The sequence below is a fragment of the Methylotuvimicrobium buryatense genome, assembly GCF_005931095.1.
Taxonomy (GTDB): Bacteria; Pseudomonadota; Gammaproteobacteria; order Methylococcales; family Methylomonadaceae; genus Methylotuvimicrobium; species Methylotuvimicrobium buryatense.
In genome coordinates, this window is the sequence record NZ_CP035467.1 from 1,924,084 (window position 1) to 1,950,893 (window position 26,810).

The following is a 26,810-nucleotide window of genomic DNA, read 5'->3' on the forward strand; positions in this document are numbered from 1 at the left end:
AACACAGTGTTTTCTAATGTTGGCAATTTCAGCATAGTTTGTCAGTTGGACACCATATAAGGTTTTTTCGGTTGCTATAACCTAGCTTTTTCCGTTGAAAGGTACGATTCCGGATTTTCTCCCTTTTGATTGAAAAACCGTCTGAGAATAAAGGTATGGGATGTGTCTGTCGAGGAACGCCGTAAACCCATTCATGGGGCTTGATGGCAGCTCGAACGCCAAGGATGGCGTGAATGCAGCCGACATCCTCGCCAAGCGTACCCCCACACCCTTTTTGATCTCCAAATTGGAAATTGCTGTTTTTAAAGGGAGTAGTGGCTCTCAAAATTTTTGGGAATAAGCTGAAACATTCACGGTATACAAAAGCCTATTGTTTTGTCTATTGTTGCTTAAAAGATACGATTTCGGCGGGCGATAACAAGACATTTAATAAGCTAGATAAAGTATTAAAGTTAGAGTCTATTTATATTGATAAATAATGTTTTTCAAGTGAAAATTTGTGTTGATGGCAAAATAATGATGTAAACTATACGTCACTTGGAGTGGTATAAATACAACAGCCTTGGTTGTAAAAAACAACGGGCTTAGTTGGCATTACATGCAGTTTGAGTTTTTCTTAAAAAGTAAACATTTTTTCATATCGGTCATTCCTATCAAGAACCCCGGTTTGTTGAAGGTTTTTTATTCAAATTAGAGGTAGTTATGTGTTTAAAAAAAATAATGGCTAGTGCTTTATTGGCTGGATTTGGCGCCATTCCTTCCGTTTGGGCCGAGGCGCCGCAAGACGACCGATGGTATGTCGCGCCATTCGGCACCTTTATCAAATCAGGTGGTGACCGGGGCGCTAAAGACGGTTGGGGCGGCGGTATGGGTTTTGGAAAAATGCTCAACGACCATTTCAACGTCGAGTTGAGAGGTTTTTACCAAGGTTTCAGTGGCTACAATAATGCCGAAACAGGTCAAACCAATGGGCGTTGGGATTTAACCGGCGGTTCAGCGGATCTGCAATATTACTTTTTTCGCGATACCTTTTCGCCATATATCGTTGCCGGCATCGGCGGCATGAATACCAGCGTGCCAGGTGATAGCGCAGCTTCGATTACCGGCGAAGGCGGTGTTGGTTTTACTTACGAATTGCATGATAACTTCCTACTGCGGAGCGATGTGCGTTACCGTTACAACAATAACTTCAACGCCAATCTGCGTCCCGGTACCGAGGAATATCATGACATGACTGTCAATGTCGGTTTTGTGATTCCATTTGGAGAAAAACCGAGAGCGGCAGTTACGCCTGTGAAATTCGAACCAGCCCCAGCAGCTGCCCAGGATTGTTCGACCCTGGATTCTGATGGAGACGGCGTCAACGATTGTTTGGATAAATGCCCGGGTACTATTTCCGGGAGTAAGGTTGATGCGCAAGGCTGTCCTATTAGTATCGAGCTCAGAGGTGTGAACTTCAAATTCGATTCTGCCGAACTGACCGAGGAAGCAAAGGCAATTTTAGATGGAGTCGCTGAAAAACTGATCGCCTATCCGCAAGAAAAAGAAATCGAAGTTCAAGGTCATACCAGTAGCGAAGGTGGCTACAACTACAACATGAGATTGTCCGAGCGCCGTTCGCAGTCGGTCGTAGATTACCTGAAAGCCAAGGGGGTAACCGATAGTATGCACGCTAAAGGTTACGGCCCCAATCGCCCTGTTGCCGATAATAGAACCGAGGCAGGTCGAGTTCAAAATCGCCGTGTAGAATTGATCTGGATGGAAAATTAAGTAATACATTTCATCGGTTTTGAACACAAAAACCCGCTTTCGAGCGGGTTTTTTTATATTTGGGCCGGCTTTACATTCATCCATACGCATCAAGTTATACCCATCGTAGATCAAAATTCGGCGCCGGGGTGCCCGTCAAAGGACGCCGTGAATACGTCCATGTAGGCTCTATGCCAGCTCCATGCCGGCAAAGCCTTTGTCGGACACCCCTGCGCCTCCTCGGACACTGCCGAAATTTGAAGTGCGAAAGGTATAAAAACGACCAACCCACATCTCGCTCGCTCGTTTAATCTTTCTTGATTGCGGGAAGCTAGAGCTTCCTGAACAGGTTACCCAAGCTGGAGCTCTCATCGGTACACAGTCAAAAATTACCCTTTTGCAACCTTAACCAATGAGACCTCGATACCATTTATTGTGACTTAACACTTTCGACCTCGAGATCGCGATCAGGGGGATCGCTCCCACAGAGCGTCCGCCGCTCTCTGTGGGAGCGACGCCTTCGTCGCGACTATCGAAGCCAGTAAAGCTCAAACACCAATAGCCTTTCCGGACAACACAACAATTTAGCGCTCGGTCGCTACTTTTTGCACAATTAGATATATTTATACTTATGTATAAAGACGAGAGCTGGAGCTTGGGTAACAGCATATTTTAGTCTTTTTGATCTCGATGCCATTTATTTTAACGTGGTATTCTCGGCTTTCCCTCATCTAACGCTATGCGAGGGAAAACCACTGATGCTCGACACCCACTGCTTATATGTCGAAGCCCTCGACGCGCCCTAAATGAAAGAAGTTTGGCAATTCAGTAAGTTAATTTTAGCGACATCCGGCATTAGACGAAGAGCAACAATCCATCTAATTTCCTCTAAAAATCGATGCAATATTAATATACTCATCGTTGATCAAAATTCGGCGCCGGGGTGCCCGTCAAAGGACGCAGTGAATACGTCCATGCTCTATGCCAGCTCCATGCTGGCAAAGCCTTTGTCGAGCATCCCGGTGCCTCCTTAGTCACCTGCCGAATTTTGAAGTACGAAAGGTATATCTTGGAATGGAATCAAAACTTGTCGGCATTCCATTGGTAGGACTCCATAATGTCTTTGCAAAGGCCAGGCTCTTGGCCGCTAACCCAACCTTTGCCTTCATGGAAACCTTTAGGAAGGTCGGCAAGTGTCGGACCGAATTTGCGGGTTTTGCATCCTTGGGACTGAGGGTTGTCGCAACAGCATTTCATTACGGCGACATGTTTTTTTATCACGTCCGGGGCCACGGTAATCGGCGGCATCCAGTTTCTTTCATTCGGCCCTGAGGTGAGCCAAGTACTCAGTGTTTTATCGGGATGTCCCGTGGCAAATTCAAAACTGTAGCCACAGGTTCCCGAGGTCGTCATTTTATGGCACTGAGTACAGAGTTGCTGTTTGCCATCGATAGGGTCGGTTGTAATCTGGAGAATATTATGATTATTGAAGAAATTTTGAAAAGGCTTGCCAACCGCTAAAAAGGGTAAAGGCGCCATCGTATAAATATCCGGTAGGCCGTGTTTTGAATTAATGTACGGACTGTATTTGACACCGTGCGCATTATGGCAGGCAACGCAACCGGCTTCCGCGGTAAACGCCGGAGATTTAAAAGCCTGGTTGGCATCACGGTACCAAAGATCCTGCGGAAAGTCTTTCGGTGGTCTTGTTTGCTCCTTATTGTATTGATCTAAATAATCGTCCTTGCTAGGCAGGGGGGCATCGAGGGGCGGTAAAAAACCGACCACTGCTTCGCCATATTGAGTGAGATAACAACTTTTTCCTGTTTTTGTATTCCGAAGGATAATGCCGATATCGTTAAAAGTATTGTAAAGATAATAGAGTTCGGTTTTCTCGGCGCTAGACGCTTTCTCAAAGCGTTCTTTTCTTTGCTGCTGGTTCATGCCGAGATTGGCTTTGGATTTTCGAAACCAATCTTTTTCGAATTGATTCCCTTTTTGCCGGCAGTTGAGCACCATGATGTTGTCGTCGTCGAGTTGCTTAATTTGTAAATGCGAGTAGGTCCAGCAGCCCATATCGCCGCCGAGCCAGTGAGGGTTGTCGCATCTTTTCGAGTTTGAGAGTAGTTTTTCCCAGTTGTCTTCTTGAATTTCTTGTTTATCGACATAAATTGGCACTTGTGTTCCATCCAAGCATGAGAGTACCGGCAATTTTCGGGTGATTCCAAGTTCAGCTTTGCATGCCTCGACATGCTGGAAAACGGTATAGTCCGATGAGGCATCATGAGTACCGGGACGGTAAGCCAAGTACGCAATGACACCGAGAATCAGTGTAACTGTCAGGATTAGTGTTGTTTTCATAGTCTACTACCTCTTAATTTGTTAGGTTTGTTATAGAAAAGAGGTGTTGCCGGTTGAGTTTTAGTCTAGAAAGAGCAGTTGAGAGCCTTAAACTAGCGTTCGCCCTGAGCCCTTCGGCTACGCTCGGTAGGGCTCTGTCGAAGGGTGAAGGGTAGTTTGAGGCTTCGCCAAGCCTGTGAAAGTGTAGTAGACCCTTCATACTTCGACTTGGCTCAGCACGGAACGGTCTACTACACATGCCAACTGCTCTTTTTAGGCTTAAATAAATAACGCTTTAGCTTTTTTTATGCAAGCCCTATCCGTAAGAGTCTTAAGGTTATTGCCATGGAGCGGATAAGAGCGCTTCGGTTTCGGCTTAGCTAGAGACAATAAAAACAATGAGTTATTTTGTTTTTGTGCGGGAAGGTAAGTTTTTTTAATCAAGGGCTTGAAAAAATGTGAAATCGATCATAATATCCCACTAACGCAGTCAAGATATACTCGTCCGACACGCCCATAAGCTTGTCGATCATTATTGCCAAATTAGAGGTTAATCCGGTCAAAACTTAATTTTTCATCGTAAATTTAGTTATTTAGGGGGGCGTATGGACATTACACATCATAGTGAAATCAGACGCGATAATTTTCCTATATTCTTGTTCGCGTTGACGTTATTCAGCAGTGCTTCTTTAATGTTTGTTTTACAACCGATGTTTGGGAAAGCGCTTTTGCCTTTATTAGGCGGCTCTGCATCCGTATGGAATACCTGTATGGTGTTTTATCAGAGCATCCTCTTTCTGGGTTATCTCTATGCCCATTTTCTTTCCACTCGCTTTGGTTATCGAAAACATCTTGCCATCCATCTTTCGATACTGCTTATCAGCCTTTATTTCCTTCCGGTAAGTATCCCTGAGGGTAGCCGGCCGCCCAGTTCGGAAAATCCCAGTATTTGGTTGTTGTCGACTTTATTCGTGTCGATAGGCTTGCCGTTTTTCGTGTTGTCCACTAACTCGCCCCTATTGCAAAAGTGGTTCTCAAAAATCGGCCATCAAACCAGTAACGATCCTTACTATCTTTCGATCGCCAGTAATGCCGGTAGTTTGATTGCGTTATTGAGCTATCCTTTTTTACTGGAGCCCGCCATCGGTATTAGTCAGCAACAGCAATATTGGAGTGCGGGTTTTCTTGTACTGATAGGCTTGATTTCATTGTGTATGCTAATTCTAAAACAGCAGCATTTTCAGCCTGCAGTCAATAAGGCATCGCAGGTTAATCTAGTCGAAAAGCCCGAGCTGAAATTACAAATTCAATGGTTATTATTGGCGTTTGTGCCTTCCAGTTTATTATTGGGCACGACTAATTTCATCAGCATCGATATCGCCACGGTGCCGCTGTTATGGGTTATTCCTTTAGCCTTGTATTTATTCTCATTCATTCTGGTCTTTTCCGGCTACGGTGCGGCGATTCATAGAAAAATATTATTGATACAGCCCTGGCTGGTTGCACCATTTTTGATTTACTATTTTTCGAATCAAAAACTGGCTTCTTTTTCAATCGAATTATTTATTCATTTATTCATTTTCTTTTTATGCATCATGGTCTGTCATGGCGAGTTAGCCAAGAAACGCCCCTCGACAGACTATCTGACTCAGTATTATTTAGTCATGTCCTTCGGCGGCATGCTCGGCGGTATTTTTAATAGCTTTGTCGCGCCATTTATATTCAGCTCGATTTACGAATACCCGCTTATGATCGTTTGCGCATTGCTTTTGAACCCAATCAATGGCTTTGGTCAGTATGTTAAGGAACATTTGGCGAAAATTATCTTTAGCGCTTATTTGATTACCTTCGCGGTTATTTTATCGATCAGCGTCAAACAACTGGACGATGCATTTCTCATCAGTTTTGCGATCATTGCTCTAATGGGCGCCGCTTACTTTCTATTTAAAAAAAATTCGTTGTATTTTCCCCTGGTTGGGCTGTTGGTATTGTCCTGCGCAGCGCCGGAAAAGCATCAAGGCGGAGACCAGCTCTTGCATCAAAGCCGAAATTTTTATGGCGTATTGTCGGTCAAGAAAATTTCGGATCTCAATGTCGACAATACTACGCACACATTGCATGAAATTTATAGCGGTACAACTCGGCATGGCTTGCAGTTACTGAACGATGTCAATCGACAATGTACGCCGAACGGATATTACAGTCCGCAAGGGCCTTTAGGCTCCATTTTTGGTAATTACAACAACCGAAATAACGCTTGGCGGATCGGCGTTGTCGGTCTTGGAGCCGGAGAGATGGCCGGTTACGCCAAAGCATCTCAACACTGGACATTTTTCGAACTCGATCCGGCCGTTGTGCAGATCGCAACGAACCCCGAGTATTTTACTTATTTAACGGATTGTATCAGCGGTTACGATATTCAAGTCGGGGACGCCAGAATCACATTGGAAAATCAACCGAATCCTTTTGATTTATTGGTTATCGACGCGTTTACTTCGGATTCGATACCGACCCATTTGCTTACCAAGGAAGCTTTGGAGTTGTATTTTTCCAGGTTGGAAAATCACGGTTTGTTGGTTTTTCACATTTCCAATCGTTATCTGGAGCTGAAGAAGGTGTTGGCGGATCATGCGGAAAAATTGGGATTGACGCTGTTGTTGCAAGAATTCAGGCCTGAGCAAAACATTCCTTTTGTCTATCGATCGGATTGGGCTATTTTGGCTAGAAATGAGGCGGACCTCACGCCTTTGGTCAATGCCGACTTGCAGAATAATTGGCAAAGAGTGCCTCATTATGCCGATGCTCGTTCATGGACGGACGATTTCACTAGCATTATGAGTGTTTGGAAATAAGCTATACCTTTCGCACTTCAAATTCCGGCAGTGCGGGCGCTTAGGGTTCTCGGTCCTACACCTAGCGTTCGCTGCCATTAAGTTAAGTCGTTCGTGGTGAGTCTGTCGAACCATGGACGGCTTAACTTATCGACTCGTACTTTCATTTGCCGTGGTGATTACCAGGCCCCATCAACGTTACTGTTTCGGAAAGTTATTCCCGTTATATACCTTTCGCACTTCAAATTTCGGCAGTGCCTGAGGAGGCGCCTGGGTGTCCGACAAAGGCTTTGCCAGCATGGAGCTGGCATAGAGCCTACATGGACGTATTCACGGCGTCCTTTGACGGGCACCCCGACGCCGAAATTTGACTAGCAAAGGGTATAGTTCGTGTATATTCCTTAACATCCGCCGTGCTCGACAAAGGAGGAAGTCAGTGAGTTATATATTCGATATCGATCGTCTTCATGAGATTGCTCTGCAAGGAATCGGAAAGCCCCACGACGAAATGGTGAGCGTGATAGTGGAAGAAACCTCCCGGGCCTATCCCAATCACGTCGATTCCAATCCAAATCGCCGATGGCTATTCAGCTTGACGGCGGGCGCGACCGGTGTGATGACGATACTCCATGCATCTTTCACTGAATATCTGATCATCTTCGGAACGCCGGTGGGTACGGAAGGCTTTTCCGGTCGCTACCGTATGGAGATTCATGATTTTTTTATGGCCGGTGAGGTTTGGACTTATCGGAAAGACCGTTGTGGAGTACGCGAAGTGGCAGGGCCGGGCGATCATACCGTTCTGGAACGTGGTAGCGTCAATGGGTTTAAAATCCCTGAATCGGCTTGGATGTTGGAATATGGTCGAGGATTCATACCATCCGCTTTTCCGCTTATTTTAGGCGATGTGGTATTCAGTGCCGTCGATGGGACGACCTTGGCCGAGACAGTTTGGTTATACGGCAAAATGGCGCTACGGGAGCTGATAGTCAATCAGAAGTTCTAATGCTGAAAAGGAGCGGATAATGAGTGAACAAGAATCGAGAGACAATGCGGCCGCGGATGCGGTTCGTCAGAAATACGGTTTCGGCTTTTCCTGGCTTGTGCTCATGATAGCGTTGCCGCCACTGGTCTATTATTTGTGGATTTGCGTCACTTATTACCAAGGCGAGCTGATCTTCACTAGCGACGCGGAGGCTTGGCGGCGGTTTTGGTCTCATGTTTCGCCGCCGACCTGGCAAGCCGCAGGCCTTTACGCGGCTTGGTTTTTAGGTCAGGCCGCGTTGCAGGTTTGGGCGCCTGGTCCGACCGTTCAAGGCATGAAATTGCCTGACGGCAGTCGGCTCGATTATCGGATGAATGGAATATTTTCTTTCCTTTTTACCCTGGCCGTGGTGTTCGGTTTGGTAACGATGGGGTGGTTGGACGCTACCATTTTGTATGACCAACTCGGCCCATTGCTTACTGTAGTGAATATTTTTACCTTTGTTTTTGCGGGTTTTCTCTATTTTTGGGGCTTAAACGGGAAGCAATGGGAGCGGCCGACCGGACGTCCTTTTTATGATTATTTCATGGGAACGGCGCTTAACCCACGGATTGGATCTCTTGATCTCAAGCTGTTTTGCGAAGCCCGCCCCGGCATGATTTTTTGGTTACTGATGAATCTTTCGATGGCGGCCAAACAGTATGAATTGCACGGCACGGTGACTGTCCCGATGTTACTGGTGGTGGGGTTTCAAAGTTTTTATTTGATCGATTACTTTATTCATGAAGAAGCCGTCCTGACGACTTGGGATATCAAGCATGAGAAGTTTGGCTGGATGCTTTGTTGGGGCGACTTGGTGTGGCTGCCTTTTACCTATACCTTACAGGCTCAGTATTTGGTCCATCATACCCATGACCTGCCCGTATGGGGCATTATTGCTATTGTGGCTTTGAATTTGGCCGGTTATACAATTTTTCGGGGCGCCAATATCCAAAAGCATCATTTTCGGCGCGATCCAAACCGGATCGTGTGGGGGAAGCCGGCAAAATATATCAAAACCAAGCAAGGTTCATTATTACTGACTTCCGGTTGGTGGGGCATTGCTCGTCACATGAATTACTTCGGCGATTTAATGATTGCACTCTCGTGGTGTTTGCCCGCTGCTTTCGGTAGCCCCATACCTTATTTCCATATCGTATATTTCACCATTTTGCTTCTGCATAGAGAAAAGCGCGATGATGCGATGTGCTTGGCGAAGTACGGCGAAGATTGGTTGCAATACCGGAAAAAGGTGCCTTGGCGTATCGTGCCAAAAATTTACTAAGGATTTCGCGATACATACCCATCGTAGATCAAAATTCGGTGCGCGGGTGACGGAGAACGCAATGCCATTAAGTAAAAAGGACTTTTCCGTTCGTCTTGGGCCCTTCGGCTGCGCTCAGGAGAGTCTTGTCGAAGGGGAATGGAGGCGTCCGAGTCGATAAATTAAGCCATCCATGGTTCGACAGACTCACCACGAACGGCTTAATTTAATGCTATTGGGACGGCGAATAGAAATCGGAGCTCTGTTTATTGTTTGTTAATCGGTAATTGGGCGATTCGATGCTCTATTTTTTGCATCATTTTCTGATAGGCGGGGCCTTCTAAACCGCCGTAGAGTCGATTAAATTCCTGTTCTGCAAGATATTCGGGTAAGTCGGCTGTTTTCGGGATGATGTCGCGCTCTTGGGCCGTGCTCATAAAATCTTGAATTTTTCTGGCTTGCGATTGATTTTGCACGGCGAGCTCGCCCATGAGCGTGCCGGCCCGATTGGCGGTCATATCGATGAATGAAAAGCCGCTGCCGCCTCTCGAATCTTCCAGTTCTTTATATAATCCTATGGCGTCGGCCAATGGCGTGCCGGCATAGGCTGCAAGCGTAGCCGATACTAAATAATGTTTGCTTAAATCGTTGCGTTGATTGAGAGTCACGGTTCGCCAAATCGGACGATATTGGCTTTTTAGTGAAGGAATGATTTTATTAAGCGTTAAACGGTTGGCGTATAACGTTAGCACCAGAATGACGGCACGGTTTTCACCAATCGGGTCGCTTCGGCGACTGCGTTCGTTTGCCAATTGAAATAAGGGTTGCGTGAGCTCGGTTAAACTCAAGTGCTTTTTGGAGGGGCGTGTTAGCATTACCAAACGTTGCTGATAAACTTCAATTCGATGCTGTTCTTGTTCGGGTAAAAGAGCGCCGCTGAGTTTGGTCGGTAAATTTTCATGCCATTTATAAGTCACGATCATTCGTTTGTTGATGAATCTGACCTTTCTGATCATGGCTTGAAGCGCCTTCCAATCGGCATCCGGCAGCATAAGGCTGTAGATACTTTTGCTTAAATTATTTGCTATAAGTCCGGGTATTCTTAATTTGCCCAACGATAGATGGTCGATTTCAGGAAGACTATGTGTTTGCTTGAGTTCGATTGTTAAGTTTAAATAATTGCCCAGTGGGTTTGAAGGTAGTTTTAGAGTGCTTTCAATGATGGCTCGATCTTGTTTGATTGTTAAACCGGCAACGCCGCCGAAATATTGATTGACGAAATAATTGACGGCTAGGTCCAGGTCTCTCTGTTCAATGCTGGCTCTTGCTATCGTGCCGGTTGCTAGGCGTCGCGGGTCGTTTTCTACAAAAATTTGTTTTCCTCTAGCTATTTGCTCGGGGGTGATATCAGGTCTTGCTCTTAGCTTGGGTTTGTCTTCCACGACTAGCACCAGTAAGGTGATAGTCAGGACCAGAAAAACCAAAAGCGATGAGAACAATAGTTTTATAATTAATTTCATTAAAAAGTTTTGAATTCGCCAATTTAAAAGATACCCTTTGCTAGCCGTATTTCGGCGTCGGGGCTGTCAACGCCATTATTAAGTGTCAAGAAGTTAGGCGCGGGGCAAATTATTATACCCTTCGTTTATCAAAAATCGGCGCAGGGGCGTCCGTCAAAGGCCCATCCCTAAATTTGAAGTGCGAAAGGTATATAGCGATGAGAGCTGGAGCTTGGGAAAGAGCGTGATGCGGGTTGGTCGTTTTTAGCTTGATGCGCTACAAAACTCATGGCTCCAAAAAAGTTATTTCTCACGAAATCCTAAATAAATTTGACCGTTATAGTAAGTTTTTTTATAGTGAGTCGATACTATTTTTGGAAGTTTTGTACAAATTATTACGAATACAATGGTCTGATAAGGAGTCGAAAACATGAAATTTCTTGCTGTTCATCCTAGCCCGCTGATGTATACCAAGGTGTTTTTACGCCTTGAACCGCTTGGGTTGGAACAAGTTGCCGAAACGGCCCGGCGGCAAGGTTACGATACACGGTTGATCGACTTGCAAGTAGAGTCTCATCAAGATTTATTTCGGTTAATGGACGATTGGCAACCCGATATCGTTGGTTTCTCGTTGAATTATTTGGCCAATGTTCCCGAGGTCATCGATCTCGTCAAAGCCGTGAAAGCTCGTTTGCCGAAGAGTTTTGTCTTTATCGGCGGGCATAGTGCGTCGTTTACCGCCGAAGAATTATTGGAACACGGCGAAGGCAGTCTTGATGCTATTCTCAAAGGGGAGGGCGAGTCGGGTCTTCCTTTGTTATTACAAGCTATTAAAGAAGATAGAGAAAACGTTCATGACGTGCCCGGTGTGGTGACGATGAAAGGCGAGGGCGGACAGCCGACGTTTATCCCTGATCTTGACAATCTTGCGCCGGCTCGCGACTTAGTCCGACATCGTAATAAATATTTTCTCGGTACGCTCGATCCTTGTGCGTCGATCGAATTTTCCCGAGGTTGCCCGTGGGACTGTTCGTTCTGCAGTGCTTGGACATTCTATGGACGAAGTTATCGCGTGATGAGTCCCGATAAAGTTGTCGAAGAAATGGAAAAAATTCGCGAGCCCGGTATTTTCATTGTCGACGATGTCGCATTTATTCAAGAAAAAATGGGCTTCGAAATCGGCGAGGCCTTGGCTCGGAAAGGCATTAAGAAAGAATATTATCTGGAAACGCGCGGTGATGTTTTGCTGCGTAACAAAGACGTCTTCAAGTTCTGGAAGGAGCTTGGGATGAGCTACATGTTCTTGGGTATCGAGTCGATCGATCAGGACGGGCTCGAAAAATATCGTAAACGTATTGATTTGAGTCGTAATTTCGAGGCTTTAGAGTTTGCGCGGACTCTGGGTATCAATGTCGCGATCAACATCATTGCCGATACCGACTGGGACCACGAGCGTTTCCGTGTGGTCAGGGAATGGTGTAAAGAAGTTCCTGAAATCGTTAATATCAGCGTCAATACGCCTTATCCGGGAACCGAAAGTTGGCTGACCGAGTCGCGTAATTTGACGACCCGCGATTATCGATTGTTCGATATTCAACATGCGGTGTTGCCGACGCGTTTACCGATAGAGGAGTTTTACGCGGAATTGGTCGAAACTCAGCGTGTGATGTTTACTAAGCACATGGGGTGGGCGGCTATGCGCGATGTGACGAAGGTTTTGGTCGGCAATTTAATGCGCGGTCAAACGAACTTTGCGAAGAATCTGTTTAAATTCGATAAAGTATTCAATCCGGCATTGCAATTGGCCGACCATCAAATGCCGGTTAAATATCAAATGAAGCCGCCGGTTAAAGACGCTAAATTTTCCAGCGCCAAGGCGTTATCTAAGTCGCTGTATGTTCACGAGCCGTTAGGGCGGACGAGTCGGCAGTTGGATGACGATACCGAAAAATTCGTCGATGAAAGCCGGGGCGCCTTGAGCGAGTCTTAACGAGACTCGTTTCATAATATGGAAATTGTTTGCTTTATCGGTTTGACAGATATACCTTGCGCACATCAAATTTCGACTGCACTCAAGGAGGCGCCGGGGTGTTCGGCAAAGGCTTTGCCAGCATGGAGCTGGCATAGAGCCATGGACGTATTTACGGCGTCCTTTGACGGGCACCCTGGTGCCGCATTTTGATCTGCGATGGTATATACCGGTAGAGACGAGTCGACTGTCTCTACCGGCCTAATGTTTTGAAAGGAATAATAATGGAGCTACCGGATCCAATTTGTGTTCCATTTCAAATGCGAAGCTAATTCCGCTTCGATGAGTTGATCGTAATGGCGTTGCAGAGTTGCCTCTGTCGGACGCGGATAGACTTCGGTTTCGATTTCGCTTCGTAATTGGCTTATAAAATGACGTTGTAAAACGGAATCCTCAGGGATTGTGATTTGTTCAGGTTCGTTTTTTGCTTTGGAAGCAGGCTTATTAATTAGCGTATCAATGCGTTTGGGTTTCGAGGGCGCGGAAGAATCAAGCGCCGATTCCCGGCCTTCGATGAATTTAAACAGAGATAAATCTTCCGGGTTGACTAGGCGGTTTTCCAATTCGGATTCGACCAATTGTTCATAGTGTCGCAGCAATACGCAATCGGTCGGACGCGGAAACAGCGACGCTTCGATTTCGCTACGTAGTTGTGTCAACCAGTCTCTTCTCAATACGCTATCCTCGGGGACTTCGTGCTTAGAGTCGGATTTGCTTGGCGTGCCGACGATTGCGAGTTCGATTGGACTTGATTTTTCCTTTACGTCGATAATCGAAGTAGACGCGGCAGCGTCGGGTATTTCGATGCCATCGATAAATTTGAAATGTTGTAAGGCTTCCGGATTAAGTAAGCGATTTTTCACTTCGGATTCGCCCAATTGTTCATAGTGTCGCAGCAATACGCAATCGGCCGGGCGCGGAAATAACGACTCTTCGACTTCGGTGCGTAGTTGCGTCAACACATGACGTCTCAAGACCGAATCTTCGGGAATCGGAATCTTTTGTTCAACCCGTATTGTAGTGTCTGTAACCGGAGCACTTTCAATTATTGATACCGTGGATGCGGCGGGTTTTCGGCTTTGTTCCGATATTTCAGAGTGAGATTGCTTGAGGTTTTTTTCAATTTGCTTGAGTGTCCGTCCTGCCCGGCTTTTGATTTCTTCCCGTTGTTTAACCTCTCGCCATATCAGAAAAGGCAATATCAAGCCGATGACGGCAAATAAACCTGAAACCGCAGCCCAGATTAATACGCCTTTCGTGAATAACTGAAAAGTCCACCAAGAAAATCCCAATAACACGGCAATGCCGAAGGAAATTTTCAGCGATAACTTAAAAGTTGATGTACTTGAATTGCCGCTATAGATGTAAGTAGGGTCGATATCGTTTTTTAGTGCTTGAAAATGAGCGGTATCGTATTTCGAATGTTTGGCGGTTTCGAGCCAATCAAGGCTTCTTCTGAGTCGTTTTTTATGTACGGTGTTTCTTATAGCCAGAAGCATAATAACCAATGTGGTCGACAGTGTAGCGGCCATGGTGATCATGATTTCGTCGGTAATCATAGCTACCCCCTTTATTGTAATAATTTTTGGTTGTGTCCATTTGCCGTGACAACAGAAAAGCTGAGTTGTCATGAGATCCTGTGACATAGCATGCGTTCAGATGAAAGTCAAATGCAAATCTAACAGAATTGACATTAAATATCTAATAATTTATTGAGAGGGGTTAAAACATGCCGCAAAAGGGCATTACGGTAACCCAATCGCCGGCGGATTTTGATGTATCTTGATGATTCAAAATAATAAACGCATTGGCTTTGCTCATCGACATCAAAATGCCCGAGCCTTGTTTGCCGGTCGTCTTGACGATCCAGTCGCCGTTTTCGTCGCGGCTGACAATACCGCGTTGGATTTCGGTTCGGCCCGGTTTTTTGCGTAAATTTTCGGTCGTTCTTGCCGTTAAGGTCGGGGCTATCGGCTTGTCGACGATGCCGAGCATTTTTTCCAAAGCCGGCAGCACAAAAAAATAAAAAGTCACCAGCACGGCAACCGGATTCCCCGGCAGCCCGAAGAAGGCGGCATTGTCTATGCGCCCGAATGCAAGCGGCCGGCCCGGTTTGATCGCGACTTTCCAAAAATCGACTTGTCCGGAATTTTTCAAAGCCGTCTTCGTAAAATCGGCTTCGCCGACCGAGACGCCGCCGGTCGAAATAATCACGTCGGCATGGCGGCCCGCCTCATTAAAGCGCTGCAAAAGCACTTCGGCATCGTCTTCGATGATGCCGAGATCGATGATCTCGATGTCGGATCTGTCCAATGCCGCGAACAAGCTGTAGCGGTTACTGTCGAAAATGCCTGCTTCGGTCGGAATTTGATGCGGCGCGACGATTTCGTTGCCGGTCGATGCGATCGCGACGGTCAATTTGCGTTTGACGTTGATTTCGCAAATGCCCAGGGAAGCAAGCAAGCCGATATCGGGCGGAGTCAGCAGTTTACCGGAAGCCAATACGGTTTCGCCTTGTTTGATGTCCTCCCCGGCGCGGCGAACGTTTTGGCCGGCCTTATGCCGGGAGTCTATTGTGATGAAACCGTCCTTAATTTCGGCATGCTCTTGCATGATCACGGTATCGAGCGCTTCCGGCATCGCGGCGCCGGTCATGATGCGCAGACAAGTTCCTTTTTCGATGCTGCCGCGAAAGGGTTCTCCGGCCAAGGCAATGCCTTTAACGGCTAGACGAGCGATGCCTTGATCAGGAAGATCGGAACTGTGCAGCGCGTAACCGTCGACCGCCGAATTGGTGTGCGGCGGAACATTCGACGCCGATACGACGGTTTCATGCAAGACTCGACCGCGCGCTTTTTCGATCGGTAACCTTTGGTAGCCTTCGATTGCAGGTAGATTGTTTAAAATACGGGACAGCGCCTCTTCGCAAGGCATCAGCCCCGATTCGAAAATGTCGGTGCAACTCGGTTGGGTGTGAATCATTTGCGGATACTCGGGCCGTTAATCGGAATGCCGTTGCTCATTGTGCTTAAAAAGTATTCGAGATTACGAAATTCTTCGCTCTGCGCGCCGGGAGATTCTGCTCTAATTTGTTTGAGGCATTCTGAAAAACGCCGGTGCAATGTGCCGGTTTCGCCCCATTTGAGACGATACACCGGCCAATGGCTGGTATGGCCCAACGACGGGCTCAACAATTCGGAACGCAGCAGTTTGCCGGCGTTTTGCACATGACAGGTCGCGCAGGCGAAATTCAATTGACCTTGCCGCCGGTAATAATAGTCCTTGCCGGCTTCATAAGCGGCCAATGCGCGCGGGTCGGAAGCGGGGATTTCGATCGCGATGGTTTTTCCTCGGCTGGTGTAGGCCAGATAGGCGAGCAGTGAGGCGATTTCGCCTTTCTGATAAGGAAGAGGGGCTTCATCGTTTCGTTGCCGGCAGTCGTTCAGGGCTTTCGCAAGCGTGACGACTTCGCCGCTTTCACCGTTCCAAACCGGATAAAGCTGCGCGATTCCGACTCCTCGTTCCGGCAGGCAATCGGCATAATGTGCGCCGTTGCCGAAAGGGGTGTTGAATAGGGTTTTGCCTTCTTCGATCGCCCATTCGTAAGGCGGAAACTCCTCGATCGCTCGCCAGGATTCGCGCGCATTCGGATCGATCGCGTAAACGCCGTCGGCGTAATCTTGAAGCGACAACGTCGGAAAAAGCTTTCGATAATGTTCGACGAAGGCGCTTCGGTCCTGTTCAGGACTTGCATGTGTCGAATCGGCAAAACCGCAGATGAGCAGGGCGCCGGCAAACAGTACGGTTTTGGTCATGACGGATCGGTCAAGATTTGCTCGGCGCTGCCGGTGAGTCCCCGGTTATCGGTCCAATCGACTCGAATCAGGTCGCCTATTTCGATGTCGTTCAACACAAAAGCGAAATATGGATTCTTTGAGATGCTGCCGGCCATCCGGGCGGTGATTACCGTTTTGTCGTTATGGCGAACGGTCAACGTTTTGATGAAATGCGCTGGAATCAATTCCTGCGTTTCGGGGTCCCGGTTGCGGCCGTGTTCCATCGGGTGTGCGATCAGGATTTTGAGTTCGGTCGTGTCGTCTTTGCGCTTGATGCGAATTTTCGTGTTTGCCATCTTAGCCACCGCATCCGCCGATCGTAACTTTGACTTGTTGGCGCGCGCTGTAAAGCGTTTCGCCCGATTTGACGACCGCGATCACATCGCAGGTTTCGGCCATTTTTAGATGAGCCGAGACGAACGGCTCGGTTTCCGGCGCGATATTGAAAATAGCGGCCAGAGGCACCGGGTTCTTTTCGACCAGAATCGCGATGCTTTCGACATTGCCCAGCGTGCTCGATACCGTGATGGGTACGACAGCGCCGTCTTCTGCGATTAGCGGCAATTTGAGCGCGATCGCATCCGATTCGACGATGGTCGCGTCGGCGTACAATCGATCCAGCGTTCGATCGAGCTTGCCGGGAGCGAAGTGGTCCTCGGCCCAATCCGCGAACGCAAGCCGAGGTGCGATTACACCGCTACAGGCGATCACCGATTGTATCAAAAATGTTCTTCGAGAATTGGACATGATTTCGTTAAAATAAAGTCGAATAGGGCTATTCTATCCGATAAAGGCAAAATATGATTACTCTGGAAATGGTCGAATTATATAAAAAATACGGCGGCGATATCGATGGCTGGGCGCGCACGGCCGTAAGCAATGAAAAGTCGGTCATGAGCGACGCGGACTGGTATGAAATCGACGCTTTCGTTCATGAATACGGCTTGGTTAAATCGGGTCTGGCATCGGCGCGTTATGCCGAAAAACTGCACCATCGAATGTCTGCGGCGGTCAGCGACGAAGATGCTTTACAAGGACTGAAGTCGCTCGTCGAAGAATCGCGGCAGGGCGCGCTTTGAGTTTGTGCAGGTTGGGGCGCCCGGCTCGTCATGGATAATGATGAGTGTCTGACAGGGCGTCGGGTGAGCGCCCGGAAAACCGAAATTTGATATGCGACCACAATACTGAAACGGAGCAAGCAATGACTGTCAAAATTGTTGAAATCATCGAGGCGATTGAATTTATCAGCGCAGATCCCAGCCTGGATAGCGAAGCATTTTTGTCGCGCGAAACCGGTAAAATTCATATCCGCCCAGGTGATTTTGATTTTGATGATGCGGAGGATTTACCCGAGGATCTGGACGACCCCGATCGCTATATCGGCTTGCCGCATAAGCACGATCTTGATCTCGGCAACTCATTGGTTCGTTCGTTTGTTGCTGAGTTTTGTCCAGCCGAAAGCGAAAAAGTCCGGGATATGTTCAGAAAGCGCGGAGCCTATTCGCGATTCAAGAATTGGGCGGAAAGCAAAAATCTCCTGGACGATTGGTACCGATTCGAGAATGAGTCTGCCGAAGCGGCTATTCGCGAGTGGTGCGAGGATAATGATATAAAACTGATGGGGTGATCGGGCGTATCGTTTTCTTTATACCCTTTGCTGGTCAAATTTCGGCGCCGGGGTGTCCGTTAAAGGACGCCGTGAATAGGTCCATGTAGGCTCTGTGACAGCATCCCTGCTGTCAAAGCCTTTGCCGAACACCTCGGTGCCTCCATCCGTCAATGCCGAAATTTGAAGTGCGATGGGTATAACCTAGAAATAGCATTTCACCATGAAGATCATGAAAAATAGGAAGTCAATTCAATAGACTATTCTGCGAATCATAGGATATGGATTCACCCAAAACGTGAGCTTTCTATTCTGGGATTCCGCGTTGCTTCATCCCGACCTACACTGTCAAAACAGTGGAGTATAGGCTGGGGTGAGGCACTAACCCATGCGCATCAAGCTAAAACGGTCAACCCGTACGCTTTCCCAATTTCCGTACTCATCGCTATACATAAGTCATGTATTACCCTTTTGCAATCTTAGACAATGTGACCTCGAAGCCATTTATTGTAACTTGACATTCTCGGCCTCGAAATCGCGATCTGGGGATCGCTCCCACAGTGCATTAGTCACCCTCTGTGGGAGCGACGCCTTCGTCGCGACTTTCGAAGTCACTGACGCTCGACACCCACGGCTTATATCGAAGTCCTCGAAGCGACCTAAATTCAATACAAGGGCGATTTTAATCGCCCTAGGCGAATGAGAACTTGTTCCTATAAGAAACATGAGCAAGCCAGGAAGTTAGTTTTAGCGACATCCTTAGCTTGATGCGTATGGGCACGAACCCCGGCATGATACTGCGGCATTATCCGCAAAACTGCTCGATGCCTTGCAGAATCCCTTGTGAGTCCAAGCCGCACAGACTCAGCAATTCCTCGCGCGTGCCTTGTTCGATGAAGGCGTCGGGCAGGCCGATGTTGAGCACCGGCATCACGATTCTTTGCGCCTGCAGAAATTCGTTGACTGCGCTGCCGGCGCCGCCGGCGACGACGTTTTCCTCGACCGTGACGATGACTTCGTGACTCTTGGCCAGTTCCAGAATCAATGCTTCATCGATCGGCTTGACGAAACGCATGTTGACTACGGTCGCGCCGAGTTGCTTGCCGGCCTCGACCGACGGAGCCACCAGGCTGCCGAACGCCAGAATCGCGATGCGACCGCCTTGATGGCGCAATTCGGCCTTGCCGATCGGTAGCGCGGTCATGGTGCAATCGACCGGCACGCCCGGGCCTTTGCCGCGCGGATAGCGTACCGAGGCTGGACCCTTATGCATGTAACCGGTATAGAGCATCTGCCGGCATTCGTTTTCATCGGCAGGCGCCATGATCAGCATGTTCGGCAGGCAGCGCATGTAGGTGTAATCGAAACTGCCGGCATGGGTCGGGCCGTCCGGGCCGACTAAACCTGCGCGGTCGAGCGCAAACAATACGTCCAGGTCCTGCAAGACCACATCGTGTATCAATTGATCGTAGCCGCGTTGTAAGAAGGTTGAATAGATCGCGACGACCGGTTTGCCGCCCTCGCAGGCCAGGCCCGCCGCTAAGGTTACGGCATGCTGCTCGGCGATAGCGACATCGAAATAGCGCTTCGGAAAGCGTTCGGAAAACGCGACCAGGCCCGAGCCTTCGCGCATCGCCGGGGTAATGCCCAATAAGCGCTCGTCCTGCTCGGCCATGTCGCAGAGCCATTCTCCGAATACCTGCGTATACGTCGGGTGCGGAGAAGGGGCCGATTTCGGCAGGCAATCGCGGCTCGGGTCGAAGGCCGGTACGCCGTGATAGGCGAGCGGGTCTTTCTCGGCCGGCGCATAGCCCTTGCCTTTCTTGGTGACGATATGCAAGAAACGCGGGCCGGAAATGTGTTTCAGATTCTCCAGCGTCGACACCAGCATGTCCAGATCGTGGCCGTCGATCGGACCGATATAATTGAAACCCATTTCCTCGAACAAGGTGCCCGGCACGATCATGCCTTTCATGTGCTCCTCGGTCTTGCGCGCCAGCTCCCAGACGCTCGGCATGCTGCTGAGAGCCTTCTTGCTTTCTTCGCGTACCGAAGAATAAATCTTACTCGACAGAATCTTAGTCAGATAATTATTCAACGCGCCGACATTCGGCGAAATCGACATATCGTTATCGTTCAAGATCACCAACAAATTCGCGTCGATCGCACCGGCATGATTCATCGCTTCGAAGGCCATGCCGCCGGTGATGCTGCCATCGCCGATAATCGCGACGCAATGCTTGTCCTCGCCGCGCAAACCGGATGCGATCGCCATGCCTAAGGCCGCGCTGATCGACGTGCTCGAATGGCCGACGCCGAAGGCATCGTATTCGCTCTCGGAACGATTCGGAAACGCGCAAATGCCGTCGCGCGTGCGAATCGTCGTCATGCGCTCCTTGCGTCCGGTCAGGATCTTATGCGGATAAGCCTGATGGCCGACATCCCAAACCAATTGATCGCGCGGCGTATCGAATACGTAATGCAGTGCCACGGTCAACTCCACGGTACCGAGTCCTGCCGAAAAATGCCCGCCGGAAATACTGACCGTGTGGGTCAGAAACTCGCGAAGTTCTTTGGCAAGCGGAATCAGATTGGCTTTGGTCAGTTTTCGTAAATCCGCCGGTTTATCGATCAGGCTCAGTAATGGATACTCGTTAGCTAGGTTCATAGTATTTTCTCAATGGATGCTTCATTAACCATCAAACGAAGCGGGCCAAAAGGCTTAATAAAGCGGCTCTTGATAGAACATCAAGATCATGCCGACTTGTAACATCGCGAACGCCGAGATTAGGCCTGCGATTTGTTTTTGTTTCGGATCGTGCAGTTGTATTTCGAGCCAGCGTGCACTGGCGACGATGATTGAAAAAACTCCCATTAGGGTGTGTCCGGCTTGAATCAAGAAGGCTGTTTTGGCTTGAAAGCCGACATGCGAATGCGTCAGCAACATCAATCCGCCAAAAGCTCCCAATATCGGAAACATATACACTAGCTGTTTATGCACGTTATTAGGATGCCGCGCTTTATATTCCAGTACGCCCATGATGAAGGCCAAGAAAGTCGCGATACGGTGTTGCAGAATCTCGCCGCTATTCAATGTGCTTTCCCAAAAGCCGACCGGTCCGAGCGGCCAGACTTCAGGATCGCTACGAATGAACAGGAACATGCCGAGAACCGCGAAGCCGAGCGGCCATAAGGGACCGCGATGCGGCGGTGGCGGACGTAGATTGGCATAGATCGACAGTAACGCAATGGTTGCGACGAAGACGCCGGCGACATTGTGATTATGATCGGACCAATCGGCCATCGCGCGCGACGGGACTTGACCGACAATCGCGGTTCTTCCCTCTTCGCCCGCCATCAGTTCCTCATGAGACGGCGAAGTCAGCATTGGCATTCGCGGTTTGAAAGTGGCGAGAGTTTCCTGCCAGGTCGCGGTGGTTTCCGGAATATCAACCGATGGCGGTTGGGTGGCCAGGCTGACGGCGGTAAACAATATACTGATCAAGATAAAGGTTTCAGCCTGGATGTAATAGGGTATTTCTCGGTAGAGATTGCTCTCCCGATGTTGCGCAAAATATTCCCGGGTCCCACGGTTATTCAAATAGGCTAAAAACAAGGCAATGCCTAGCATGAATAACTTGACCAGTAATAAATTGCCATAGCCTGTGCCGAAAAAACCGTTCCAACTATCGATGTATTCGAAGGTCATCGGCAGCCCGGTCAGCAATAATATGGCAAGCGCGGCGATTCCGAGGGAGGTGAATTTTTTTAGAAACGCCGGCCAAATATCGATGGCTATGGCCTTGCGCCGAGTTAATCGCCAGATGTTAAGCAGCTGAAATATGCCCCCGACCCAAATGGCGGCGCCGATTTGATGCATCACGGTTAGCGTCATCAATTGAATACGCGCCTCGTAGCGGCCCGCGCCGTGCGCTAGCCAGGCACCGGCAATCAATACCAAGGTGGCGATTGCGCCGGCAATTAACCACCTGTCTTTCGAGGCAGGTTGAGTGGTTAGTTTATGGCCGATATAGAATGCCAAGCCTCCAGCCAACAGCAAACGGGCCATGCCGGCTTTAAACTGAATGGTTTCGGCGAATGCCGGAAAGGGCCATACGCCTAAGGTGGCGCTTATCAACCATACCTTCAATATCAGCGATAGGGCTTGAGATAAGGCAAGACCGAGCGCGCCGTAATAGATCAGTGAAACGGTCGAATTGAGTTGTGGGTCGGAATAACGCTCGTTGGTATTCCAGGGTTTCAATATAAACAAGCCCCATACCAATCCGCCGATCACCGCGCTAAAGAAGACGCGGTCGACACCGCCGACCAGAGAGTCCAAAAAATCAGCTAATCCACCCATTGCAAAATCCTTATTCGACAACAAAGAAATGAATGATGTCTTCGGTCAAATGACCGTCGGCGGCGAATACTTTGAGCCGAATCGCATGCTCTCCGGGATCCAGTGCAGGAAGCTCGACGATGACTTCTCCCCGTTTTTGACCTCGATCAACCTTTAGCCTTTCGTGGATATCGCCTTTTTTGACCAGGTCGAAATGTGATAAAGCCAGTTCGACTCTGGAGTTAAAGATCAGAGACACTTTGCTGCTCTTGCCGGTCTGAACCGGATCTATTTTTAAAGAAGTTTCGGTGACCACGGCATGGGCGAAAGCATCGCCTAAGCTTAGGGTAAACAATAAGAAAACGAGTTGAAAAAAGTGTTTAAACATTAGCTTTAAAAAGTTTTTAGAAATAAAAAATGATTAGGATCGTTTCTGTTTGTTTGTGTCAATTAACGCCGGTAGAACAATCAAGCTACTGGCTAAGGTCATCGTAATGCCGATCGACAACAATAACCCCATGCTGGCGATTCCCAAGTGCGACGTAAACGCCAGGCTTGTAAAGCTGCACAGCGTGGTCAATGCGCTGAAAAACACGCCGCGCGCCGAGCTCGATTGCAGCAAGTCGGTTTGATTGCTGTGTTTGTGTTGTAGTCGATGCACGATATGAATCGCGCTGTCGACGCCCATCCCCAACAGCAAAGGCAAGACGATGATGTTTGCGAAATTAAAGGGATTGTTCAGTAGGACGTTGAATGCGCCGGTGAGTAGCGCGGCAAGCAGTAGCGGCACGATTACCAATAACGTCGATTTTATGCTGCGCGTGATAATCAGTAGCAGCGCTACAATGAATATCAGTGCGCTCGAAAAGGCTTGGATGAACGCGTCGACGACGGCTTGTCCGGAAGTGACGTCGCCAATCGGCAAGCCGAATACTTGCGGATAGGTATCGAGTACTTGATTGACGAATACTTTTAGATGATTCGGGTCGTTAAGGTCTTGTTCGGGTAAAACCAGTAGTCGGACGATGCCGTCGGGGCTGATCCAATGGCTTTTGACAGTTTCGGGAATGTCGTCGATTGCGAATTCGGTAGCGGTCAGGCCATCCCGCAACATACGCATCGTTTCCGGCAATAAAATCATCACATTGGTTTCCAGTTGCGAATAGACCGAATCGGGGCGTTCGGCCTTGTCGGCATGGTCGATGAAAGCTTGAATGTTGCGGCGAAGTCGTTCAAGCAATTCGGCCGAAACCGGAGTGGCTTTTTGCGACAAGGCTTGTTGCAGCGATTGGTCGAAATGGATCAAAGCGCTTCTGATATCCGATTTTTCGTAAGCGCGGTCGAATCGATCGAGTTGCGCGGGCATGATCAAATTGAGCGTATCGAGGATGTCGAGTTTTTCGTCTTGCTGTTCGGGGACTAGGTTGCTCAGTGTGATTGCTTGATGAACGCTCGATAAGGTGCTGAATTTTGCGGCTAGGTTGTCGGCGTCTTCTAGGCTGTCGGTGAGTGCGGAAATGATGAATGGCGAGTCGGTTTTGCTTTGCAGCAGTTTCTTAAAAGCCACAACCGACGGCGTTTTCGGATCGCGTAAATGAATCGGGTTCGAATCGAAAGTCAATTGCGTCAAAATAAAGCCGCTAGCGACCGCCAATAACAATGCGATCTTGCGGATAGACCTGGAATGGCGGAACGGAAACCGATAGAGCCAATCGGGCAGTGTTGCGGTCGGCTTCGCGCTTATCGGTTTGAAACGCATTAATTTCAACAAGGCGGGCAGCAGAAGCAGTGAAATCGCCAAGCCGATAAACATGCCGGCGCCGGAAATGATACCGAGTTCCGAAACGCCCTTGAAGTCGGTGGGTACGAATGCGAAAAAGCCGATCGCGGTCGTCAAGGCGCATAAAAACAATGACGGGCCTACTGTATGAATGCTATCCGAAATGGCTGCATCGGTGGGCATGGCATGCAGACGGCACTCTTGATAACGCAAGCATAGGTGGGTCGCGAAATCGACGCCCAATCCAATATACAAAACCGCGAATGCGACCGAAATCAGATTCAAGTGGCCAATGGCGACAGCAGCAAAACCTGCGGTTAGGACGAGTCCGGCGATCAATGCGATGAAGGTCGAGAAAACCAATCTTACCGAGCGAAGCCCTAGCCAAAGCGCGGAGCAAACTAATATTAACGAAATAATTCCGGATATGACCATGCTTTCGTTCACGCTTTCCATTTCTTCGTGCTCTAACGCCACTTCGCCGGTGAAGCTCAGGCGCACGCCCGGAAATCGCGATTGCATTTGTTCGGAAAGCGCTCTGAGGTAGTCCATCGGTTTTTCTGCCGGCATCAAATCGCTGAAATCGAGATGCGGTTTTGCAATGACGAGACGACGGGTTTGGTCTTTTCCGAAGCTGTCTTCGGTCAGCATTTTTTGCCAAGATAAATAATGATGGCGGTTTTCTTGGGTTGCGGATATCGTTTGATTGAAAGCGTTCAATAACGGGTCGATCGGCATCGTTACATCGCGATCGCTTTCTGTTAGTGCCCGCGAAAGAATGTCCAGAAAGCCCGCGAAATGATAATTCTTGGATAGATGGCCGATAAACGGCTGTGCATCGACCAGTTTTTCCGATAAGGCTTCGAGTTCGTCCAATTCCAAAAATAAAAAACCTTGTTGCCGGAAAAACGGATTGTCGTCAGGAATATAAACCGATTCGAATAGGTTTTGCCTCGTTTGCAAATCCTGTTCTAGGTATGTGGCGGCGAGAGAAGTTTCTTCGGGCGTGTCCGATTCGACAATGGCAATAATCGCGGCGGCATCGAGCGGAAATGCTTGCTCTAGTTTGAGTCTGACTTTTTGAAATGGCAGTTCTTGTGACAATAACTCGGCGGTGTTGTTGTTGATGCCGAGATTTTTGATCGTGTAATTCAGGCTCAGAGCGCATAACAAAACAAACAACGACAACAGAGTCCAAGGAAAACGCAAAGGAAGTTTTGCTATGGATTCGAGCAAGCGGGTTTGTATCGTTGCGGTATGTTTTGCCATGGTTTTAAAGGTGGATAGTTTGTTGAATGTCGGTTTAAGAGTGCAGGTTTACAATGTGTTTTGTAATGCTTTCGTGTCAGGCGGCTTTATTAAGTCAATACCGTATCTTGCTTCGTGTCGAAAATGGAGCCATAAAGGTGCGGAAAAGGCATTATTCATGTGGTATCTGGAACTCGACCGTCAAGCCCCCTTGCGTCATTCATTCGAGTAACAGGACGCGCTTATCGGCATGAAACCAAAGTTAGGCATTTGATCTAGCGGGACGGGGTTTGCAACCCCGTCCTAAACGTTTAGACTTTGGCCGAGGTAAGCCGAAATGTTTAGGGTAAACCGAAACATTGGGGACGGGTTAAATAACCCGTCCCGCAGAAGTATCGGAAACCCGTCATTCCGTCATGGATTGCCGGAACCAGTTGCCACGGATGGCTGTATTAAGTGCACCTTTATGGTCTGAATTTCGGCAATCTTTTGTTACATGACGACTTAACTTAATGGCCCATGAAACCAAAGTTAGGCATTGATTATAGTAACGCTGTTGGCATTATGCAAAATATTGTTGTATTTAGGCTAAATGATACAAGTATGGGTAAAAATGTGACGGCATGTTTTTTGATAATCTATAAGCATGGTTGTTGTCAGGATTTTAGTGCTCCTCAGCGATTGATATTGCTTGATCATTTAAGGATATTGAGTGTTCTGCTTCACCGCCGGGATTGTTTTTAACCGAATTTGCACTTGTTGCGTTTGAGCCAATCAAATATAATACCCCTCGCTTACTATATTAAAGCCAATCTATATGCATTTTCGTTTCGGCTTTCTCAGCTACGAAATCAGTCACGTCATTCGTCAGCGGTTTAATAAAAATGCCGAAATTATCGGTATTACTCATTCGCAATGGCGGGTCTTGGTGCATTTGTCCGAAAACCCTAACTGCCGACAAGTCGATTTGGCCGATATTCTCGATATCAAACCGATCACACTGGTCAAGCAGCTCGATCAACTCGAAGCGCGGAATTTGGTGCGTCGCATCAAAGACAGCGATGATCGGCGCGTCTATCGGCTCGAGTTGACCGCAAATGCATTGCCGGTCATGCAAAAATTGTGGGACATTGCCGACCGGGTTGAAGCCGAGGTGTTAGGCGCATTGACTCCGGATGAGCAAGCATTGGTCATTCGGCTATTGTGCCGGGTTAAAGGGGCTATTTGCGGCAAAGAACCCGATATGTCCTAAAATTCTCTTC

At 48.3% G+C, this 26,810-nt stretch carries 19 protein-coding genes; 8 read left to right on the top strand and 11 right to left on the bottom strand.

What is annotated here, in order from left to right; genetic code table 11:
* Nucleotides 1-702: 702 nt before the first annotated feature.
* Nucleotides 703-1,770, top strand: a complete 1,068-nt coding sequence (locus EQU24_RS08695) for an OmpA family protein (RefSeq protein WP_017839860.1) — start codon at nt 703-705, stop codon at nt 1,768-1,770.
* Between the two features lie 1,059 nt (nt 1,771-2,829).
* Here the strand turns inward: EQU24_RS08695 and EQU24_RS08700 are convergent.
* The gene (locus tag EQU24_RS08700) at nt 2,830-4,110 is read right to left on the bottom strand and encodes a hypothetical protein (protein WP_017839859.1); all 1,281 of its coding nucleotides are present in this window, start codon (nt 4,108-4,110) and stop codon (nt 2,830-2,832) included.
* A 584-nt stretch (nt 4,111-4,694) separates the two neighbouring features.
* Between EQU24_RS08700 and EQU24_RS08705 the strand changes: the two genes are divergently transcribed.
* The 3 genes from EQU24_RS08705 to erg all read left to right on the top strand — a co-directional run bounded on the left by EQU24_RS08705 (nt 4,695) and on the right by erg (nt 9,229).
* Complete coding sequence (locus EQU24_RS08705) at nt 4,695-6,941, top strand: fused MFS/spermidine synthase (protein ID WP_017839858.1); 2,247 nt, start codon at nt 4,695-4,697, stop codon at nt 6,939-6,941.
* 346 nt (nt 6,942-7,287) lie between these two features.
* Complete coding sequence (locus EQU24_RS08715) at nt 7,288-7,926, top strand: ERG2 family protein (protein WP_083877653.1); 639 nt, start codon at nt 7,288-7,290, stop codon at nt 7,924-7,926.
* A gap of 19 nt (nt 7,927-7,945) precedes the next feature.
* Entirely contained in the window at nt 7,946-9,229 is a 1,284-nt protein-coding gene (gene erg / locus EQU24_RS08720; protein WP_017839856.1) for a delta(14)-sterol reductase, read from the top strand.
* Between the two features lie 245 nt (nt 9,230-9,474).
* Here the strand turns inward: erg and EQU24_RS08725 are convergent, their stop codons facing one another.
* Complete coding sequence (locus EQU24_RS08725) at nt 9,475-10,728, bottom strand: YfiM family lipoprotein (protein ID WP_017839855.1); 1,254 nt, start codon at nt 10,726-10,728, stop codon at nt 9,475-9,477.
* 409 nt (nt 10,729-11,137) lie between these two features.
* Between EQU24_RS08725 and hpnR the strand changes: the two genes are divergently transcribed.
* Entirely contained in the window at nt 11,138-12,697 is a 1,560-nt protein-coding gene (gene hpnR / locus EQU24_RS08730; protein WP_017839854.1) for a hopanoid C-3 methylase HpnR, read from the top strand.
* Between the two features lie 269 nt (nt 12,698-12,966).
* On the opposite strand, the gene EQU24_RS08735 is transcribed toward hpnR, so the two are convergent.
* From EQU24_RS08735 to soxY, 5 genes are all read right to left on the bottom strand, one after another.
* Complete coding sequence (locus tag EQU24_RS08735; RefSeq protein ID WP_017839853.1) at nt 12,967-14,295, bottom strand: hypothetical protein; 1,329 nt, start codon at nt 14,293-14,295, stop codon at nt 12,967-12,969.
* Between the two features lie 163 nt (nt 14,296-14,458).
* A complete protein-coding gene (gene moeA, locus EQU24_RS08740; protein WP_017839852.1) occupies nt 14,459-15,718 on the bottom strand; it encodes a molybdopterin molybdotransferase MoeA in 1,260 nt (419 codons plus the stop codon).
* Nucleotides 15,715-16,551, bottom strand: coding sequence for a sulfur oxidation c-type cytochrome SoxA (gene soxA, locus EQU24_RS08745; protein WP_017839851.1), 837 nt, complete (start codon nt 16,549-16,551; stop codon nt 15,715-15,717). Before soxA ends, moeA begins: the two co-directional genes overlap by 4 nt.
* The gene (gene soxZ / locus EQU24_RS08750) at nt 16,548-16,868 is read right to left on the bottom strand and encodes a thiosulfate oxidation carrier complex protein SoxZ (protein WP_017839850.1); all 321 of its coding nucleotides are present in this window, start codon (nt 16,866-16,868) and stop codon (nt 16,548-16,550) included. The genes soxA and soxZ overlap by 4 nt, the downstream gene beginning before the upstream one ends.
* Nucleotide 16,869: 1 nt before the next feature.
* Complete coding sequence (soxY, locus tag EQU24_RS08755; protein ID WP_017839849.1) at nt 16,870-17,319, bottom strand: thiosulfate oxidation carrier protein SoxY; 450 nt, start codon at nt 17,317-17,319, stop codon at nt 16,870-16,872.
* A gap of 53 nt (nt 17,320-17,372) precedes the next feature.
* On the opposite strand from soxY, the gene EQU24_RS08760 reads away from it, so the two are divergent.
* Nucleotides 17,373-17,651 (top strand): hypothetical protein, encoded by a 279-nt coding sequence (locus EQU24_RS08760; RefSeq protein WP_017839848.1) that lies wholly within the window; start codon nt 17,373-17,375, stop codon nt 17,649-17,651.
* 122 nt (nt 17,652-17,773) lie between these two features.
* Nucleotides 17,774-18,199 (top strand): UPF0158 family protein, encoded by a 426-nt coding sequence (locus EQU24_RS08765; protein WP_017839847.1) that lies wholly within the window; start codon nt 17,774-17,776, stop codon nt 18,197-18,199.
* 784 nt (nt 18,200-18,983) lie between these two features.
* On the opposite strand, the gene dxs is transcribed toward EQU24_RS08765, so the two are convergent.
* From dxs to EQU24_RS08785, 4 genes are read right to left on the bottom strand one after another with little or no spacing between them, the layout of a single operon-like run.
* The gene (dxs, locus tag EQU24_RS08770) at nt 18,984-20,846 is read right to left on the bottom strand and encodes a 1-deoxy-D-xylulose-5-phosphate synthase (protein ID WP_017839846.1); all 1,863 of its coding nucleotides are present in this window, start codon (nt 20,844-20,846) and stop codon (nt 18,984-18,986) included.
* 54 nt (nt 20,847-20,900) lie between these two features.
* Entirely contained in the window at nt 20,901-22,541 is a 1,641-nt protein-coding gene (locus EQU24_RS08775) for a copper resistance D family protein (protein ID WP_017839845.1), read from the bottom strand.
* Nucleotides 22,542-22,551: 10 nt separating this feature from the next.
* Complete coding sequence (locus tag EQU24_RS08780) at nt 22,552-22,908, bottom strand: copper resistance CopC family protein (RefSeq protein ID WP_017839844.1); 357 nt, start codon at nt 22,906-22,908, stop codon at nt 22,552-22,554.
* Nucleotides 22,909-22,941: 33 nt separating this feature from the next.
* A complete protein-coding gene (locus EQU24_RS08785; protein WP_017839843.1) occupies nt 22,942-25,569 on the bottom strand; it encodes an MMPL family transporter in 2,628 nt (875 codons plus the stop codon).
* A 796-nt stretch (nt 25,570-26,365) separates the two neighbouring features.
* Between EQU24_RS08785 and EQU24_RS08790 the strand changes: the two genes are divergently transcribed.
* Nucleotides 26,366-26,800 carry a MarR family winged helix-turn-helix transcriptional regulator gene (locus EQU24_RS08790; RefSeq protein WP_014147812.1) on the top strand — a complete coding sequence of 145 codons (435 nt, stop codon included), beginning with the start codon at nt 26,366-26,368 and terminating at the stop codon, nt 26,798-26,800.
* The last annotated feature ends 10 nt before the right edge of the window (nt 26,801-26,810 follow it).